The organism is Labrenzia sp. PHM005 (assembly GCF_006517275.1).
Taxonomy (GTDB): domain Bacteria; phylum Pseudomonadota; class Alphaproteobacteria; order Rhizobiales; family Stappiaceae; genus Roseibium.
In genome coordinates this window covers 2,224,271-2,239,479 of record NZ_CP041191.1, presented here as the reverse complement: position 1 = coordinate 2,239,479, position 15,209 = coordinate 2,224,271, and the positions used below count along the sequence as shown (strand labels likewise).

14 protein-coding genes are annotated in these 15,209 nt (G+C 56.1%); 1 reads left to right on the top strand and 13 read right to left on the bottom strand.

Features of this window, described 5'->3' with window-relative positions:
• Positions 1-4 precede the first annotated feature (4 nt).
• Genes lpdA through FJ695_RS10130 form a run of 5 tightly spaced genes read right to left on the bottom strand, consistent with a single transcriptional unit; the run spans position 5 to position 5,982 of the window.
• On the bottom strand, positions 5-1,363 hold the full coding sequence (lpdA, locus tag FJ695_RS10150) for a dihydrolipoyl dehydrogenase (RefSeq protein ID WP_141185340.1): 1,359 nt from the start codon (positions 1,361-1,363) through the stop codon (positions 5-7).
• Positions 1,364-2,659 (bottom strand): dihydrolipoamide acetyltransferase family protein, encoded by a 1,296-nt coding sequence (locus FJ695_RS10145; RefSeq protein ID WP_141185339.1) that lies wholly within the window; start codon positions 2,657-2,659, stop codon positions 1,364-1,366.
• 4 nt (positions 2,660-2,663) lie between these two features.
• On the bottom strand, positions 2,664-3,677 hold the full coding sequence (locus FJ695_RS10140) for an alpha-ketoacid dehydrogenase subunit beta (protein ID WP_141185338.1): 1,014 nt from the start codon (positions 3,675-3,677) through the stop codon (positions 2,664-2,666).
• A 2-nt stretch (positions 3,678-3,679) separates the two neighbouring features.
• Entirely contained in the window at positions 3,680-4,915 is a 1,236-nt protein-coding gene (locus FJ695_RS10135) for a 3-methyl-2-oxobutanoate dehydrogenase (2-methylpropanoyl-transferring) subunit alpha (protein WP_141185337.1), read from the bottom strand.
• Positions 4,912-5,982 carry a Glu/Leu/Phe/Val dehydrogenase dimerization domain-containing protein gene (locus FJ695_RS10130; RefSeq protein WP_141185336.1) on the bottom strand — a complete coding sequence of 357 codons (1,071 nt, stop codon included), beginning with the start codon at positions 5,980-5,982 and terminating at the stop codon, positions 4,912-4,914. Before FJ695_RS10130 ends, FJ695_RS10135 begins: the two co-directional genes overlap by 4 nt.
• Positions 5,983-6,111: 129 nt before the next feature.
• Between FJ695_RS10130 and FJ695_RS10125 the strand changes: the two genes are divergently transcribed.
• A complete protein-coding gene (locus FJ695_RS10125) occupies positions 6,112-6,573 on the top strand; it encodes an Lrp/AsnC family transcriptional regulator (RefSeq protein ID WP_141185335.1) in 462 nt (153 codons plus the stop codon).
• A 54-nt stretch (positions 6,574-6,627) separates the two neighbouring features.
• On the opposite strand, the gene FJ695_RS10120 is transcribed toward FJ695_RS10125, so the two are convergent.
• From FJ695_RS10120 to FJ695_RS10085, 8 genes are read right to left on the bottom strand one after another with little or no spacing between them, the layout of a single operon-like run.
• Complete coding sequence (locus FJ695_RS10120; RefSeq protein ID WP_141185334.1) at positions 6,628-7,608, bottom strand: aldo/keto reductase; 981 nt, start codon at positions 7,606-7,608, stop codon at positions 6,628-6,630.
• Complete coding sequence (gene uxuA / locus FJ695_RS10115; protein ID WP_141185333.1) at positions 7,608-8,771, bottom strand: mannonate dehydratase; 1,164 nt, start codon at positions 8,769-8,771, stop codon at positions 7,608-7,610. The genes FJ695_RS10120 and uxuA overlap by 1 nt, the downstream gene beginning before the upstream one ends.
• 47 nt (positions 8,772-8,818) lie before the next feature.
• Positions 8,819-9,664 carry an amidohydrolase gene (locus FJ695_RS10110; RefSeq protein ID WP_168206312.1) on the bottom strand — a complete coding sequence of 282 codons (846 nt, stop codon included), beginning with the start codon at positions 9,662-9,664 and terminating at the stop codon, positions 8,819-8,821.
• Positions 9,665-9,692: 28 nt separating this feature from the next.
• The gene (locus tag FJ695_RS10105; RefSeq protein ID WP_141185331.1) at positions 9,693-10,415 is read right to left on the bottom strand and encodes an SDR family NAD(P)-dependent oxidoreductase; all 723 of its coding nucleotides are present in this window, start codon (positions 10,413-10,415) and stop codon (positions 9,693-9,695) included.
• Between the two features lie 51 nt (positions 10,416-10,466).
• A complete protein-coding gene (locus FJ695_RS10100; protein ID WP_141185330.1) occupies positions 10,467-11,453 on the bottom strand; it encodes a substrate-binding domain-containing protein in 987 nt (328 codons plus the stop codon).
• Positions 11,454-11,455: 2 nt separating this feature from the next.
• Positions 11,456-12,481 carry an ABC transporter permease gene (locus tag FJ695_RS10095; RefSeq protein WP_141185329.1) on the bottom strand — a complete coding sequence of 342 codons (1,026 nt, stop codon included), beginning with the start codon at positions 12,479-12,481 and terminating at the stop codon, positions 11,456-11,458.
• Between the two features lie 11 nt (positions 12,482-12,492).
• Positions 12,493-13,974, bottom strand: coding sequence for a sugar ABC transporter ATP-binding protein (locus FJ695_RS10090; RefSeq protein ID WP_141185328.1), 1,482 nt, complete (start codon positions 13,972-13,974; stop codon positions 12,493-12,495).
• On the bottom strand, positions 13,974-14,987 hold the full coding sequence (locus FJ695_RS10085; RefSeq protein ID WP_141185327.1) for an ABC transporter permease: 1,014 nt from the start codon (positions 14,985-14,987) through the stop codon (positions 13,974-13,976). Before FJ695_RS10085 ends, FJ695_RS10090 begins: the two co-directional genes overlap by 1 nt.
• Between the last annotated feature and the right edge of the window lie 222 nt (positions 14,988-15,209).

Below are 15,209 nucleotides of genomic sequence, written 5' to 3'. Positions count from 1 at the left end.
CAGCCTAGATATGCAGCGCGTGTCCCAGCGCGCGCAAACAGGCTTCCTGCAGGCCTTCCGACTGGGTCGGATGGGCATGGATCGTGGATGCAATGTCTTCCAGGCAGGCACCCATCTCAATCGCCAGCGAAAACGCAGCCGACATTTCTGAAATACCTGCGCCGACAGCCTGGATGCCAACGACGGCATGATCCGCCTCCCGCCAGACAACGCGGATGAATCCGTCCTCGCGTTCCGTTGTCATGGCACGGCCATTGGCCATGAACGGGAACTCGGCAAACTTGGTGCCTTCAAGCTCACCTGGCAGCGCGCCACATGTCACGACTTCCGGATCAGTGAAACAAACAGCCGGAATGGCCCGCTTGTCCCACTCCACGGAATGTCCGGCAATACGCTCGGCAACCATTTCACCCTGAGCCATCGCCCGGTGGGCCAGCATCGGTTCGCCCGTGACGTCGCCAATGGCAAAAATCCCGCGCATAGACGTCTGGCAGAACTTGTCGATCTTCACGAAAGGCCCGTCCTGGGTGAGGGCCAGCTCTTCAATCCCAATCCCGGCGGTGCGCGGACGCCGACCAACAGTGACCAGCACTTTTTCAGCGGCAATATCACCCTTGTCGGTGCTCAGCGTTCCATCCGCATAGCCTTGCGCCTTTGTCCCGGTCATCACAGTGACGCCGAGATCTTTCAGCCGCTTCGCAACGGGAGCCGTCAATGCTTTGTCGTAGAGCGGAAGGATACGATCTTCTGCTTCAACCACTGTGACCTTGGCGCCGAGTTTGGCAAAGACAGTACCCAGCTCAAGTCCGATATAGCCGCCACCAACGACAGCCAGGCTGTCCGGCACTTCAGTCAAGTTGAGCGCATCGGTCGACGATAATATTGAACCGCCAAACGGCAGGAACGGCAGCTCGACCGGAGCAGAACCGGACGCAACGACGATATATTCGGCGCGGATTGTCTTAGTGCCGTCGTTGTCGGTCACTTCAACGGTTTTGCCATCAAGGAAACGGGCCCGGCCAGAAACGAACCGCGCCTTGGCCTTTTTCATCAAGCCAGCAACACCTGTGTTCAGGCGTTCAACGATGCCGTCTTTCCAGGCGACCGTCTGCTTCAGATCGATGGTTGGGCTACCGGCGGAAATCCCGAGTGGTCCGGAACCGGCATGGGCCATCTTGTAGAATTCATCTGCCGCGTGGATCATCGCTTTTGAGGGAATACAGCCGACATTGAGGCAGGTTCCGCCGGGTTTGCCTTCATCCACGACAATCGTGTCGACGCCGAGCTGCCCTGCCCGGATCGCACAAATGTAACCGCCAGGGCCAGCGCCGATGATAAGAAGTTTGCAATTCAAATCTGACATTTAGCCCTCGACAAACAGCATGGCCGGGGTTTCCAGCAGGGTTTTCAGTTTCTGGACAAAGACAGCTGCATCCCAGCCATCAATGACCCGGTGGTCGAAGCTGCAGGAGATGTTCATCATCTTGCGCGGCTGGAATTGCTGTCCGTCCCAGATCGGGCGGATCTGCATCTTGTTGACGCCGACGATCGCCACTTCCGGGTGATTGATGATCGGCGTCGTTGCAATAGCACCCAGCGCTCCGAGTGAGGTGATGGTAATCGTGCCGCCGTTTAGCTCTTCCCGTTTGATCGAACCGTCCCGCGCAGCTTCTGCAAGCCGAGAGACGGTCTCCGCGTTGTCCCAAAGGCTTCCAGCTTCCGCGTGATGCACGACCGGAACGTTCAGCCCCTGCGGTGTCTGGGTCGCAATCCCGACATGCACGCCGCCGTGACGGTAGATGATGCCAGCTTCGTCATCGTAGCGCGCATTCAGTCCCGGTTGTTCCCGCACGGCTTCAACAATCGCCCGCATCAGGAATGGGAGAAGCGTCAATTTGGCGCGTTCACCCTTGTATTTGGTATTGAGCACCGCCCGCAGGTCTTCCAAAGCCGACATTTCGACTTCTTCGACAATGGTGATGTGCGGAATATGTTTTTTGGAAAGCGCCATCTTTTCGGCGATCTTGCGCCGCATGCCGATGACACGCACTTCCTCAATGCCCGTGTTCTGGCCGCGGGTGACCCCGCCCTGCTGGATCCCGCCAGAAGCGATCCAGTTGTCCAGGTCCGAATGGCTGATCCGGCCTGCTGGGCCGCTACCCGGAACCTGACGCAGATCGACCCCTTCTTCACGGGCGCGGGCCCGCACAGACGGCGCCGCCAGAGGTTTGGTTCCGCTTGCCCGTGGAACCGGTGCAGAAGCTGTTGCTGGTTGAGCCGGTGTTGAAACCGGCACAGGTGCAGCCGGTGCATCCAATTTTTGCTGGGGCTTTGTGTCCGCGACGGGAGCCGGGCTCGGGTCTTTGGCAACTGCAGCTGCAGGAACTTCGGTGCTCCCTTCGGCCTCATTGCCTTCACCCTGGACTTCAATGCGAACCAGAATGGAGCCGATGGCCATCATCTGACCGACGTCGCCACCATGTTCCAGCACCTTGCCATCAACCGATGACGGCACTTCGACGGTCGCCTTGTCGGTCATGACCTCGGCCAGAACATCGTCTTCGCGAACCAGATCGCCAGGTTGGACATGCCATTCGATCAGTTCTGCTTCGGCGATGCCTTCGCCCACATCCGGCAGCCGGATTGCAAAAACACCCATGAGCTTAGTCCTCCATGACTTTGCGAAGGGCCTCACCCACGCGGCCTGGGCCTGGGAAGTACTCCCACTCCTGCGCATGCGGATAAGGCGTATCCCAGCCGGTGACACGGATCATGGGGGCTTCGAGATGATAAAAACAGCTTTCCTGGACAAGGCTCATGAGTTCAGCCCCAAACCCGGAGGTGCGGGTCGCCTCATGAACGATCACACAGCGGCCGGTCTTTTTGACAGATTCCGTGATCGCCTCCAGATCCAGCGGCAACAGGGTGCGCAGATCGATGATTTCCGCGTCAACACCTGTTTCTTCTGCGGCGGCTTCGGCGACATAGACCATCGTGCCATAGGCCAGAACGGTGACATCCGAGCCTTCCCGGAACGTATGCGCCTTGCCGAGCGGGACAATCTCATCGCCATCCGGGACGTCACCCAGTGCATGGTTCTTCCAGCTGACAATCGGCTTGTCATGATGGCCATCAAATGGGCCATTGTAGAGCCGTTTCGGTTCCAGGAAAATCACCGGGTCCGGATCTGCAATGGAGGCCAGCAGCAGGCCCTTCGCATCGCGGGGATTGGATGGGAGCACCACCTTCAAACCCGAAACATGGGTAAAGAGCGCTTCCGGGCTCTGGCTGTGGGTTTGTCCACCAAAGATGCCACCACCGGTCGGCATGCGGATCACGAGCGGACAAGTAAAATCGCCATTTGAGCGGTGGCGCAACCGAGCTGCCTCAGACGCGATCTGGTCAAATGCCGGATAGACGTAATCGGCAAACTGGATCTCAATCACCGGTTTCAAGCCATAAGCCGCCATGCCGATAGCCGTTCCGACGATGCCGCTTTCGTTGATGGGCGCATCAAAGCAGCGGGATTTGCCGTATTTTTCCTGAAGGCCTGCCGTACAGCGGAACACACCACCGAAGAAACCGACATCCTCGCCGTAGACCACAACACGTTTGTCGGTACCCATCGCCACATCATGGGCTTCACGGATCGCCTCGATCATTGTCATCTGAGCCATGATCAGAACCCCGCTTCCTGCCGTTGCCGGACCAAGTGCGGCGGCATGGTTTCATAAACCCCTTCAAACATGTCCCGCGGCGATGGCGCTTCCCCACCCGCCAGCGTGCCTACGGATTCAGCCTCTTTCTGCAGGGTAATCACCGTGTCGAGGATTTCCGCTTCAGCCTGGCTTTGCCGTTCCTCGCTCCATTCACCGATGGTGATCAGGTGGTTTTTCAAACGTTCGATCGGATCGCCGAGCGGCCAGGCGGCCGCCTCGCTTTTTGCGCGGTATGCAGATGGATCATCTGAGGTCGAGTGGCCACCTGCACGGTAGGTCACATGTTCGATCAACGTCGGGCCGAAGCCTTTGCGCGCACGTTCTGCCGCCCATCTGGCGACAGCGTGAACGGCGAGGTAATCGTTACCATCAACCCGGATGGAGGCGATGCCAAACCCATGGCCACGGGCGGCAAACGTACCAACACCGCCCCGTGCGATCCCTTGAAACGTTGAGATGGCCCACTGGTTGTTGACGATGTTCAGAACGACTGGCGCCTTATAGGTCGAAGCAAAAACCATGGCCGCATGAAAATCACTTTCCGCGGTCGAGCCATCGCCGATCCAGCCGGTCGCGATCTTTGTGTCCCCGGAGATCGCTGAAGCCATCGCCCAGCCGACGGATTGCACAAATTGGGTTCCGAGGTTGCCGGAAATCGAGAAGAACCCATGTTCCTTGGACGAATACATGATCGGCAGCTGGCGACCTGCCAGAGGATCTTTTGCATTCGAGTAGATCTGGTTCATCATCGTCAGCATCGGATAATCGACGGCGAACAATAGACCAGCCTGACGATAGGTCGGGAAATTCATATCTCCCGGCTCCAAAGCTCGGGCAAAGGCACAAGACACGGCCTCTTCACCCAAATGCTGCATATAGAAACTGGTCTTGCCTTGGCGCTGCGCGTTCTGCATGCGCGCATCAAAAGTGCGCAGCAACAACATGTGGCGCAGACCTAAGCGCAGCTCCTCAACGCTGAGCGCTCCAGCCCATTCGCCGACCGCCTTGCCTTCCTTGTTCAAGACCCGAACGATGGAAAAGGCCATGTCCCGGATTTCATCCGGATCGACGTCTACCGGGGGGCGGCCAACCGCACCGGCCCGGGGAATTTCGAAATCGGAAAAATCCGGTGTGTCGCCGGGCCGGCAGCCCGGCTCCGGCACATTCAACGATAGAGGAGCAGTATCCTGGGTCATGCAGCGCCTTTCTGAAGGCTGCGGGCGTCAGCAATGATCTTTGCAACCAGTTCATCGGCAACACGTGTTGTGGTCTTGCCGCTTTGGTCGCTCAGATCCAAAATCTCGCGGATCCGCCCGGCGAGCAAATTCAAACGGTCATCCCGGTAGTCTTCACCAGTTTTATGGATCTCACTGGCAACACTGATGATACCACCAGCATTGACGACGTAATCCGGCAAATAACGTATGTCGCGTGCACGCAGTGTTTCAGCCACACCCGGAGTGGCGAGCTGATTGTTGGCCGCTCCACAGACGAGCTTGGCCTTCAATCGCGCAGCACTCTCCTCAGTCAGCACGCCGCCAAGAGCGCAAGGCGCAAAAATGTCCATTTGCGCGTCAAACACCGCGTCGACAGCACAGACCTCAGCACCAAGGTCTTTTGCCGCACGCTTCAAGGCAGCTTCGTTGATGTCAGCGACGATCAGCTGCGCGCCAGCTTCATGAAGCTTTTCCGCCAGCGACATACCGACATGGCCAAGACCCTGAACCAGAACCCGGCGCCCGGTAAAGTCAGACGTTGCAAAGACGTTTTCTGCGCCAACTTTCAGACACTGGAACACACCTTCCGCAGTGAAAGGAGACGGATCACCGCTACCATGTTGACCGCATTCCAGGCCAACGGCATAGTCGGTTTCGGCTGCTACCATCGCCATATCTTCCGGCGAAATCCCGACATCTTCCGCGGTGTAGTAAGTTCCTTTCAGGGATTCTACAGCCTGGCCAAACGCTCGGAACAGAGCTTCAGACTTATCGGTTTTTGCATCGCCAACGATCACCGACTTGCCGCCCCCAAGTCCTAAGCCCGCCATGGCATTCTTGCTGGTCATGCCCGAGGCAAGGCGCAAGACATCGGTGCGAGCTTGATCCAAGGAACCATATTTCCACATGCGGCAGCCACCCGCCGCCGGGCCAAGTACAGTAGAATGGACGCAGATAAACGCCTGCAAGCCGCTGTCCGGTTCCTCAACAAAAAGCAGGCGTTCAAAGCCCGCCGGCGGCGTTTCTTGGGTGATCTTAAGCTGCATGATTTCCTCGCCAACAGTAGAAAACTACGTCCCGCTTTAGCGTAGTCAGGTTCGTTAGACGAAAAATCGTTTTCTTAGCTTCAGAATTGTGATTATTAGCGGATATCGCTCATAAATTGGAGAATTGGAGTGGAAGTCACCATCGATGACATCGATCGGAAGATTCTTCGCGCAGTCTGTGAAGATGGCCGCATTTCGATCGTGCAGTTAGCCGATCGGGTTGGGCTCTCAGCAACGCCCTGTAAGCGCCGCCTCAGACACTTGGAAGACAGCGGTGTGATTTCCGGTTACCGCGCCCGGATCGACCGGAAAGCGGCCGGCTTTGGCATTACAGCCTACGTTTCCGTCGAACTTGAACGGCAAGATGCCGATGAAGTCTTAAATTTTCAGAGCCAGGTGGCCCTCTTTGAAGAGGTCGTAACCGGCACACTGATGACCGGCGCCCAGGACTTTCTGCTGGAAATCTGGGTCGAAAGCCTAGAGGAGTTTGAGAGTTTTCTCCAAACCAAGCTCATGCGCCTTCCAGGGCTGCGGGTGGTCCGGTCACGTTTTGCTCTGCGCAAGTTCGTTGATCGCACACGTATTCCCTAAAAGCCTGCAAATGGCCCTTTGGACCTACGACACCCAGCCACCTGATAAATCACCCTACCCGATCGTGTAAGGATTGACCGCTTCGAAATCATCCGGATCGATCGATGTGTTCATCAACTCAGCATTTGCCTTCACGCTGCCAGCCTTGGCAGAGCCGATGAGAACCGATTTGATCACTGGAGAAGTTAAAGGGAACTGCAATGCGGCCTGAGGCAGCTGATGCCCTTTCGCCTCCAGGTGTTTTTGGATGTGCGCGACCTTCTCGCAGATGTCGCGCGGCGCTGGAGCATAGTCAAAGTAAGCGCCGTCAATTGGCCCCGTTGCGAGAATACCGGAGTTAAACACCCCGCCGGCGACAATCGAAACGCCACGCTGTTCACATAGCGGCAGGAGTACCTTTGCGCCACGACGATCTAAAAGCGAAAAGCGCCCCGCCAACAGAATAACGTCGAGATCGGCCTGAACCAATATGTTCAGACACGCCTGAACTTCATTGACCCCAAGGCCAAAGGCTTTGATTGCACCGCTGGATTTCAACTCGGTTAGAGCCAGATGACCGCCGCCGAAAAAATCTGTCAGGTGCTTTTTATAGGTCGCCTCATCAAAGCCGCGCGGCTCCAGATCATGCACGTAGAGAATGTCGATCCGATTGAGACCCAGCCGGGCGAGCGACATCTCGTATGATTTCATGATGCCATTGTAGGTGTAGTCGAAGTCGACCGTGAAAGGCAGCGGGTCAACAAAACCATGATCGGGAATATCGGCCTCGACAACCGGACGCAACAGCTTGCCAACCTTGCTCGACAGAACCCAACCGTCTTTGTCTCGCAGAAAATCACCAACCCGCCGTTCAGACAGCCCGTGCCCATAGAATGGCGCCGTATCGAAATATCGGATTCTGGCGTCCCAGGCCGCTTGCATAGCGGCCATGGCAGAATCGCGGTCAACCGGCCGGTAGAGATTCCCAATAGCTCCTGCCCCGAAACTGAGTTCGGTCAGGTTGAGCCCCGTTTCTCCAAGAGTTCGCGTGCGCATCACGCCGCCCTTTCTTCAGAGGTGGCAGCAATGAGACCGCGCAATTCCGCAAGCCCTTTCAAGCGGCCAATATAGGAATATCCTGGATTGGAGTCGCTACCGATGTCGGTCGCAATGAGATGCCCGTGATCCGGCCGCATCGGGATGGCCTGTTCATTCTTTTCTTCCCCAGCGCGAATGTGTTTTATCACTTCAAGCAATTCGTCCAACCGGTGCAGATGCTCCGCTTCATGGAAACATTGTCCGGGTTCCAGACGTACCATGCGCAAATGGGCGAAATTAATGCGGTCTGCGAATTCCTGCGCCATCTCTGGCAAATTGTTGTCAGCCCGCGCTCCGTAGGAGCCGGTACAGAAGGTCAGCCCGTTCTCCGGTGCGTCATAGGCTGCCAGAATAGCGCGGGCATCGGCTTGTGTGGAAACCACCCGCGGCAGACTGAACAGGGGAAACGGCGGATCATCGGGGTGAATTGCGAGTTTGACATCAAACTCTTGCGCAACCGGGACCACTTCTTTCAAAAAAGCCGCGAGGTTTGAGCGGATGTCGTCCTCACTCAGTCCTTGAAAACTCTGAATGGCGTTTGCGATTGTCTGCCGCGTTTGAGCCTCGGCCCCGCCCGGAAGACCGGCAATGATGTTCTGTTCCAGGCGGATTTTATCCGCATCGCTCATACCCTCAAAACGAGCTCGAGCGGCTGCAATCACGTCCGCGGAGTAATCCTGGGCAGCATTTGGCCTCTTCAGGATGAAGATGTCATAAGCGGCAAAATCAGTGTGATCGTAGCGTAACGCGTAGCCGCCACCCGGCAGTTGAAACATCAAATCGGTCCGCGTCCAGTCAACCACCGGCATGAAGTTATAACACACAGTCTTGATGCCAGTTTGTCCGACGCGCGCGAGGGTATCTTTCCAGGCATTGACCTCAGCACGGGCACCAGTGCCGTCCCGCTTGATTGCATCCGGTACGGGAATGGATTCACAAACTGACCAAGCCAATCCTGCGCGCTCAATCAAGTCTTTCCGCTTTTGGATATCCTCAACCGTCCAAACTTGTCCCGGAACATATTGGTGCATGGCGGTCACGATGCCTTCAACGCCGGCTTGCCGGATATGTGCCAGGGGAACGGGGTCTTCTGGTCCAAACCAGCGCCAAGTTTCAATCATCAGGTTTTCCAATATTGGTGAGTAGGCCAGACAGAGTGGCGTTGGTGTCAAGCATATAGACTGTAGGCTTCTATGGCTGAGGTCCGCAGGATCTGCTCCTGTTCGCGAGCCGGGCGACCGGCAATCGCTGCCCGCACCAGATCAAGCGTGCTGCCATAGTCAGCCGCCAATGTGCAAACCGGCCAGTCCGAACCGGTCATCACCCGGTCAGCGCCAAACAGATTAATGACGTGGTTGATGTAGGGCACGATGTCGTCTGCAGACCAGTTGGCCCAGTCAGCTTCTGTTACCAGACCAGAGAGTTTGATCCAGACACGATCTTTAAAGATCGCCAGACGGGCAATACCCTCTTCCCAATCAGTATCCCAGCCATCGGCAATGCGTGGCTTGGCGATGTGATCGATGACAAACTTCAGGTCCGGTTGCCTTTCGACACAAGCGGCAGACGCGGCCAGTTCACGCGGACGGATCAGCAAATCATAAACAAGTCCGCGCCTGGCTACTTCCAGCAACGATGCCTGGACATCGGCCCGCAGAAGCCAATTCGGGTCGGCCTCGTCATGTACCTGATGGCGAATGCCTTTCAGGTATTTTGCTGCGGGATGCTGCTTAAGACGGTCAAGTTGCGCTACCGCATCCTTGGTGAGATCAATCCAGCCAACGACACCGGCAATGAAGTCGGTTTTGCCGGCAAGATCGAGAAACGTTTCGGTTTCTTCAAGGCTGGACCATGTCTGAACAAGGATGGTGTGGGAGACTTGCGCGCTGGTGAGAAGTGGCGCCAGATCTTCGACCGAAAACACCTTGTTGATCGGTTCATGTTCTGCGCCCATCCAGGTAAAATCCCCCCGTGACGGGTCCCAGATATGATGGTGGCTGTCTATCGCAAACATTGGTTTCAGGCTCTTAGAAAATGCTGGGTCAGTCGAACTGCAGGCCGCCATTCATATCGATCACTTCGCCGGTAATAAATCCAGCCAGGGGCGACGCAAGAAACGCGACCGTATGCGCCACCTCTTCAGGAGAGCAAAACCGGCCAACAGGAATTTCAGACAAGAGATGCTGGCGCTGGTCTTCGCACAGCTGTTCCGACACCATTGGAGACATCACATAGGCCGGAGCAATTGCATTGGCAGTAACACCTTTGCCCGCATACTCCCTGGCAACAGAAAATGTTAAACCGGTTAAAGCTGCTTTTGACGTGGTATAGGCGGTTCCGGCAGTCAGACCGCCGCATTTGGACGCCCAGGACGACATGTTAATCACACGCCCCCAGCCGCGGCTGACCATTTTTGGCAGAGCGTTTTGGGATAACAGAAAAGCAGCGTCCAGATTGATCCGGTGAATCCGGTGCCAATCTGTCAGGGATTGTTTTTCAAGTTTGTCATTGGACAAGACGCCAGCGTTGTTCACCAGTATATCGACTGGAGCAAGCTCCCCAATAACGGTTTCGAGCGAACGCGGATCACCCAGGTCTGTACATATCGGTGTTGCGCCCGTTGTCTCTGCGAGCTTTTCTAGGTGTGTTTGGTCGATGTCGAGCGCGATGATATTTGCACCGTCAGCCGCAAGGCGCTCACAGATGGCAGCTCCAAGAGCTCCAGCTGCACCTGTTACCAGCGCCGTTTTTCCATCAAGGTTCATTTCGAATGCTTTCCAAGAGGGACCGGGGCATCACTGCCCCGGTACGCAAGATTACAGCGATGGCGGGTTCAAGAGCGAACGGATCGCCATATCGCCCTGAACAAGGATGGCCACACCGGTATCGATGTCGGCTGTGGGAACCTGCCCCATGCCCGGGTTTGTCATGCTGTCGAACTGTGTCGGATGCGCAGCCGACCAAAGCTGCCAGAAAGATTGCACACCCATCATGTATGGGTTTTGAGCAACAGTCGCGAGGTACTCGCCATCGTCGATACCCATCAGGATCGGCGCATCAATTGACCAGGCCAATACGCCAACCTGATTTTCACCACGGTCCCGGCCGACGTTGCGGGTTGCCGCTTGCGCGCCGGTCGCAGGGTTGCCATGTGCACAGAAAATGACATTGATTTCCGGATTGGCCTGTAGCATCGCCGTGTTCACGGTCTCAGCTTTTTGCAGGTCGCCTTCATCATTGACTTCCGCAACAACCTTTGCGCCGGGTGCGACGGAAGCCATGCCCTCTTTAAAGCCGCGCAGGCGGTGGTTGATGGAATCGAGGCCGGGGATCAAGGACACGCCAACACGGGCTTTGTCGCCATAGATCTCACCAATTGCTTTGCCGGCAGCGTAACCTGCGTTGTAGTTGTTGGTGCCGACGAACAGGAGGCGGTTGGATTCCGGACTGTCACTATCAAACGTCAGTGTTGGTACGCCTGCTTCCATGGCTGCATCGATGGCACCCGTCAGCGTGTCGGCATCACCGGCAGTCACTGCAATTCCCTTGACGCCTTTGGCAACAAGCTGTTCCACCGCACGAGCTTCGGCCGAAGCGTCCCAGTCGGCTGGACCTTGCAACTCTGTTGTTGCACCAACAGTTGCAGCTGCATCCTTGAAGCCGGCATAAGCCCAATTGAAGAACTCAGAGCCCTTCAAGAATACCACCATGCCGTAGTGTTCTTTGTCTTCCGCCAAGGCGGGGGTGGTAAATGTTGCGCTCAAGGTTAGAGCGGCAACAGCCAGTCCTTTGATGAGGTTCATTCTCAACTCTCCTCCACGATCAATTTTTTAGGGGTCTGGTCCAGTTTCATTTGCCTTGCACTAAGCAAGTCCCGCCGGTTTTTGAGAGCGATCATGCGGCTCAAGAGGACCGCCAGCAGAAGCATGGCGCCATTGACGACGTCATACCAAAATGGGTTGATGGCTGAGGTGACGAAGACGTTGTGCACAACAGCCAGAAAAATGACGCCAAGCACGGTACCGAACATGGTTCCCGATCCGCCCATGATGTCAGCGCCACCAACAGCAACAGCTGCAATGGCTTTCAATTCGGCGAGGTTTCCATGGCCCCAGTGGGCCGCACCATAGCGGGCAGCGGCCATGATCCCGGCACATCCAGCCAAGGTTGAGCACAGGACGTAGATAGAGATTTTTACCCGATCTGTGTTGACGCCAGAAAACCGGGCCGAGCGCTCAGAACCGCCAATGAAATAGAGCTGGCGGAAGTACCGGTGGTGGGCGAGCAACAAGCCAAGCACCAACGCCGCGATGGCAAAAAACCAAATCGGAACATCGATACCAAGGATCTGGCCCTGACCGAGATAGAGGAAACTGTCGGAAAATCCCGAGATCGACTTTCCATCGGTAATAGCCAGATTAACACCGCGCAGCGTGAGCAGCATGCCCAATGTGATAATAAGCGGATGAACACGCAGCAGTACAATCAGCGTGCCGTTGATCGCGCCAATCAGCATGGAGGCCAGAACCGTCAGTGAGACTGCAAGAAACACTGGCAGTCCGGCCTCCACCATCAACTTTGCAACCAAGATTTCGGCAAATGCAAAGACTGATGCAACAGATAGATCGATGCCGCCCATGATGATCACAAAGGTCATGCCGATAGCCATGATGCCTTCGAACACCATATTCATCGCCAGAACCCGCAAGTTTGCGCCAGTCAGCACGTTGCCGAACACCATCTGGAAGCCAATGGCGATAGCGAGTGTCACCAGGATCAGGCCTATGTACTGGACCTGTTCAGGGCGTATCTTTTTGGTTTTCTGATTCATTATTGAATGCCCTATTCAATGGCCGCAGCCATGACCTCTTCCTGGCCAAGCTCAGTCTTGCTGTTGTCAAGGAGTGCGGAGACCCGCCCGCTGCGAAAAACCAGAACGCGGTCCGACATGCCAAGGACCTCAGGCATTTCAGAGGACACCATAATCACGGCCGCCCCGGCCTCAGCGAGATCCCTGAGACGCTGGTGAATAAGGGATTTCGCACCGACATCGACGCCGCGGGTCGGCTCGTCGACGATGAGCAACTTTGGTTCTGCTTCCAGAGCTTTGGAGAGCAGAACTTTTTGCTGGTTGCCGCCTGACAAGTCGATCACCGCCACTGATGGCCGGGCGGGACGGATGTCCATGCGGACAATGTAGGTGTTCGCTGCCTCCGCCATGGCGCCGCTGTTGACCATGGCCATCGATCCGGACTTTCTCATCAGGGATGCCGCGGCGATGTTCTGTTCAATCGAATATGTCAGGAAGAGCCCAGAACCCTTGCGATCTTCCGAGACATAAACAATTCCCTTTTTCATGGCATCGGCAGGATCTGAGATATCGATCCCGGCCCCCTCCAGTTCAAAAGAGCCAGCAATTCTGGGTGTTGCGTTGATCAGCGCCAGCATCGCCTCTGTCCGGCCAGAACCGACGAGCCCTGCAACACCGAGGATTTCACCGCGCCGCACTTCAAAGGAGACGTCGGCAACGGTGCCGAAGGCCGAAAGGCCACTGCAACGGAACATGACCTCACCTGGTGCACTGGCCTTGGGCGGATAAAGGTCGGTCAGATGACGGCCGACCATCATGGCAATGATTTCACCGGTATCGGTTTCCGCAACCAGCCGCGTTCCGATGAAGCGGCCATCACGCAACACAGTGATCCGATCGGAAATCTCGAAGAGCTCGGACAGCTTGTGAGAAATAAAAACAATTCCCAGCCCTTTGTCCCGCAGATCCCGGACTACTTGGAAAAGTTCCTGGATTTCCTTCTCTGACAAAGAAGACGTCGGCTCGTCCATAAAGATGTATTTGGCATCCAGGGAGACGGCCTTGGCGACCTCGACCAGCTGCTGCATCCCGGTAGAGAGCGAACCGGCGAGCGCATTCGGGTCGATATCGACACCCATCCGGTCGAAGATTTCTTGTGCTGCCCGGGTCATTGCAGGCCAGTCATTCAGACCAAACCGATTGGTGATTTCCCGGCGCAGGAACATGTTTTCCGCAACCGTAGCATTCGGCACCAGGCTGAGCTCCTGGTGAACCACGGCGATTCCGGCACGCATGGCTTCCAGCGGATGGCCAAACGCATGCTCATCTCCATCCAAAAGCACCTTGCCCGTGTCATACCGCAGGTTGCCGGAAATGATGTTGACGAGGGTGGATTTGCCGGCACCATTTTCTCCGATCAAGGCGTGGATTTCGCCTGGCACCAACTCAAAATCGACACCGTGCAACACAGTGTTTCCGTGAAAACTTTTGGTAATTTCTTGCGCGAGGAGCATCAGGAATCTCCTCCGCGGGCCCGGCGGACAGCATCGATCGCAACAGCCAGGATAAGAACGGCACCAACAGTCGCCTGCTGCCAGTTGGGGTCACCGTTTAGCAACACAAATCCGTTGCCGATGAGCGCAAGCAGCAGAACGCCAAGAAAGGTTCCAAGAACAGATCCAGCCCCGCCAGATAGGCTGGCGCCGCCGATGACGGCTGCCGCGAGAGCGCGTAATTCAGCGCCGATCCCATAGTTTGCGTAGCCAATCTTGTTTGCCGAAGTCATGAGTACAGCGGCAACCCAGACAAAAGCAGCTGCGAGCACATAGGCGGAAATGGCGATCCGGTCGACTTTCAAACCAGACAGTTTGGCCGCTTCCGGGCTTTCGCCGAGGTAAAAGAAGCCGCGCATTGGCGCCCAACGCCAGAGCAAGAGGCCAAACAGACCTGTCACCGCAAGAGTGATCAACAGCATATTCGGGAAGCCATAGACCATGTCACCAATGGGGATCCGGACTTCGTCACGGGCAAACTTGGAAAACCAGCGGGCAGCATACGGAAAAGAGACGTATTGTCCGGTCGTCAGAACCGTTGCGACCCCGCGCGCCGCCGTCATCATCGCAAGAGTGACAAGGAAGGGCAGCAGGCCAGCCTTGACGATCAAGACGCCATTGATCGCTCCGCATAGGAGCGCAACACCGAGGCTTAAGATTAGAGCCAGATAGACCGGAGTTCCGTCTTTCAGCAACATGGCAAGAACGACAGAGGTCAGAGCAAGAACCGAGCCGACCGACAGATCCAGCCCTCGCACGATCAACACTACGGTCATCGCCACCGCCAGCAGAAGATCGTAGGACATCAAGGTCAGCACCGCCTTGAAATTGGTCCAGCTCAAAAAAGCATCTGGCCGGAAAAAGCCGATCAATGCGATGACTGCCAGGTTGATCATCAACAGCCAGAACTGGCGATTGGCGGCAAAAGCCAAATTCATACGCTCGCGCGGTTTGGTCGCGGCGGCTATCGCCATTTTTTATCCTCCCACAGAACCGAAGCTTTGACGTCTATGCAAGCTGAGACCCTCGGTTCAATTTGCTATTTCGCAATCAATATACCGATATATTGGTTTTTGCAAGAGACAAATTTTGTTCTAACGAGACGTGAGGTGGACCTCGACAAAAAACCGATATTTCGGTATTTAGAGTTTTGTTTTTTGAAATGATTGAACGACCAGCAGGAGCACAGCGTGCCA

What these genes read in the sequence shown, in the direction of transcription:
- lpdA (WP_141185340.1), bottom strand. Translation starts at nt 1,363, where the DNA reads ATGTCAGATTTGAATTGCAAACTTCTTATCATCGGCGCTGGCCCTGGC.
- FJ695_RS10145 (WP_141185339.1), bottom strand. Translation starts at nt 2,659, where the DNA reads ATGGGTGTTTTTGCAATCCGGCTGCCGGATGTGGGCGAAGGCATCGCC.
- FJ695_RS10140 (WP_141185338.1), bottom strand. Translation starts at nt 3,677, where the DNA reads ATGGCTCAGATGACAATGATCGAGGCGATCCGTGAAGCCCATGATGTG.
- FJ695_RS10135 (WP_141185337.1), bottom strand. Translation starts at nt 4,915, where the DNA reads ATGACCCAGGATACTGCTCCTCTATCGTTGAATGTGCCGGAGCCGGGC.
- FJ695_RS10130 (WP_141185336.1), bottom strand. Translation starts at nt 5,982, where the DNA reads ATGCAGCTTAAGATCACCCAAGAAACGCCGCCGGCGGGCTTTGAACGC.
- FJ695_RS10120 (WP_141185334.1), bottom strand. Translation starts at nt 7,608, where the DNA reads ATGCGCACGCGAACTCTTGGAGAAACGGGGCTCAACCTGACCGAACTC.
- uxuA (WP_141185333.1), bottom strand. Translation starts at nt 8,771, where the DNA reads ATGATTGAAACTTGGCGCTGGTTTGGACCAGAAGACCCCGTTCCCCTG.
- FJ695_RS10110 (WP_168206312.1), bottom strand. Translation starts at nt 9,664, where the DNA reads ATGTTTGCGATAGACAGCCACCATCATATCTGGGACCCGTCACGGGGG.
- FJ695_RS10105 (WP_141185331.1), bottom strand. Translation starts at nt 10,415, where the DNA reads ATGAACCTTGATGGAAAAACGGCGCTGGTAACAGGTGCAGCTGGAGCT.
- FJ695_RS10100 (WP_141185330.1), bottom strand. Translation starts at nt 11,453, where the DNA reads ATGAACCTCATCAAAGGACTGGCTGTTGCCGCTCTAACCTTGAGCGCA.
- FJ695_RS10095 (WP_141185329.1), bottom strand. Translation starts at nt 12,481, where the DNA reads ATGAATCAGAAAACCAAAAAGATACGCCCTGAACAGGTCCAGTACATA.
- FJ695_RS10090 (WP_141185328.1), bottom strand. Translation starts at nt 13,974, where the DNA reads ATGCTCCTCGCGCAAGAAATTACCAAAAGTTTTCACGGAAACACTGTG.
- FJ695_RS10085 (WP_141185327.1), bottom strand. Translation starts at nt 14,987, where the DNA reads ATGGCGATAGCCGCCGCGACCAAACCGCGCGAGCGTATGAATTTGGCT.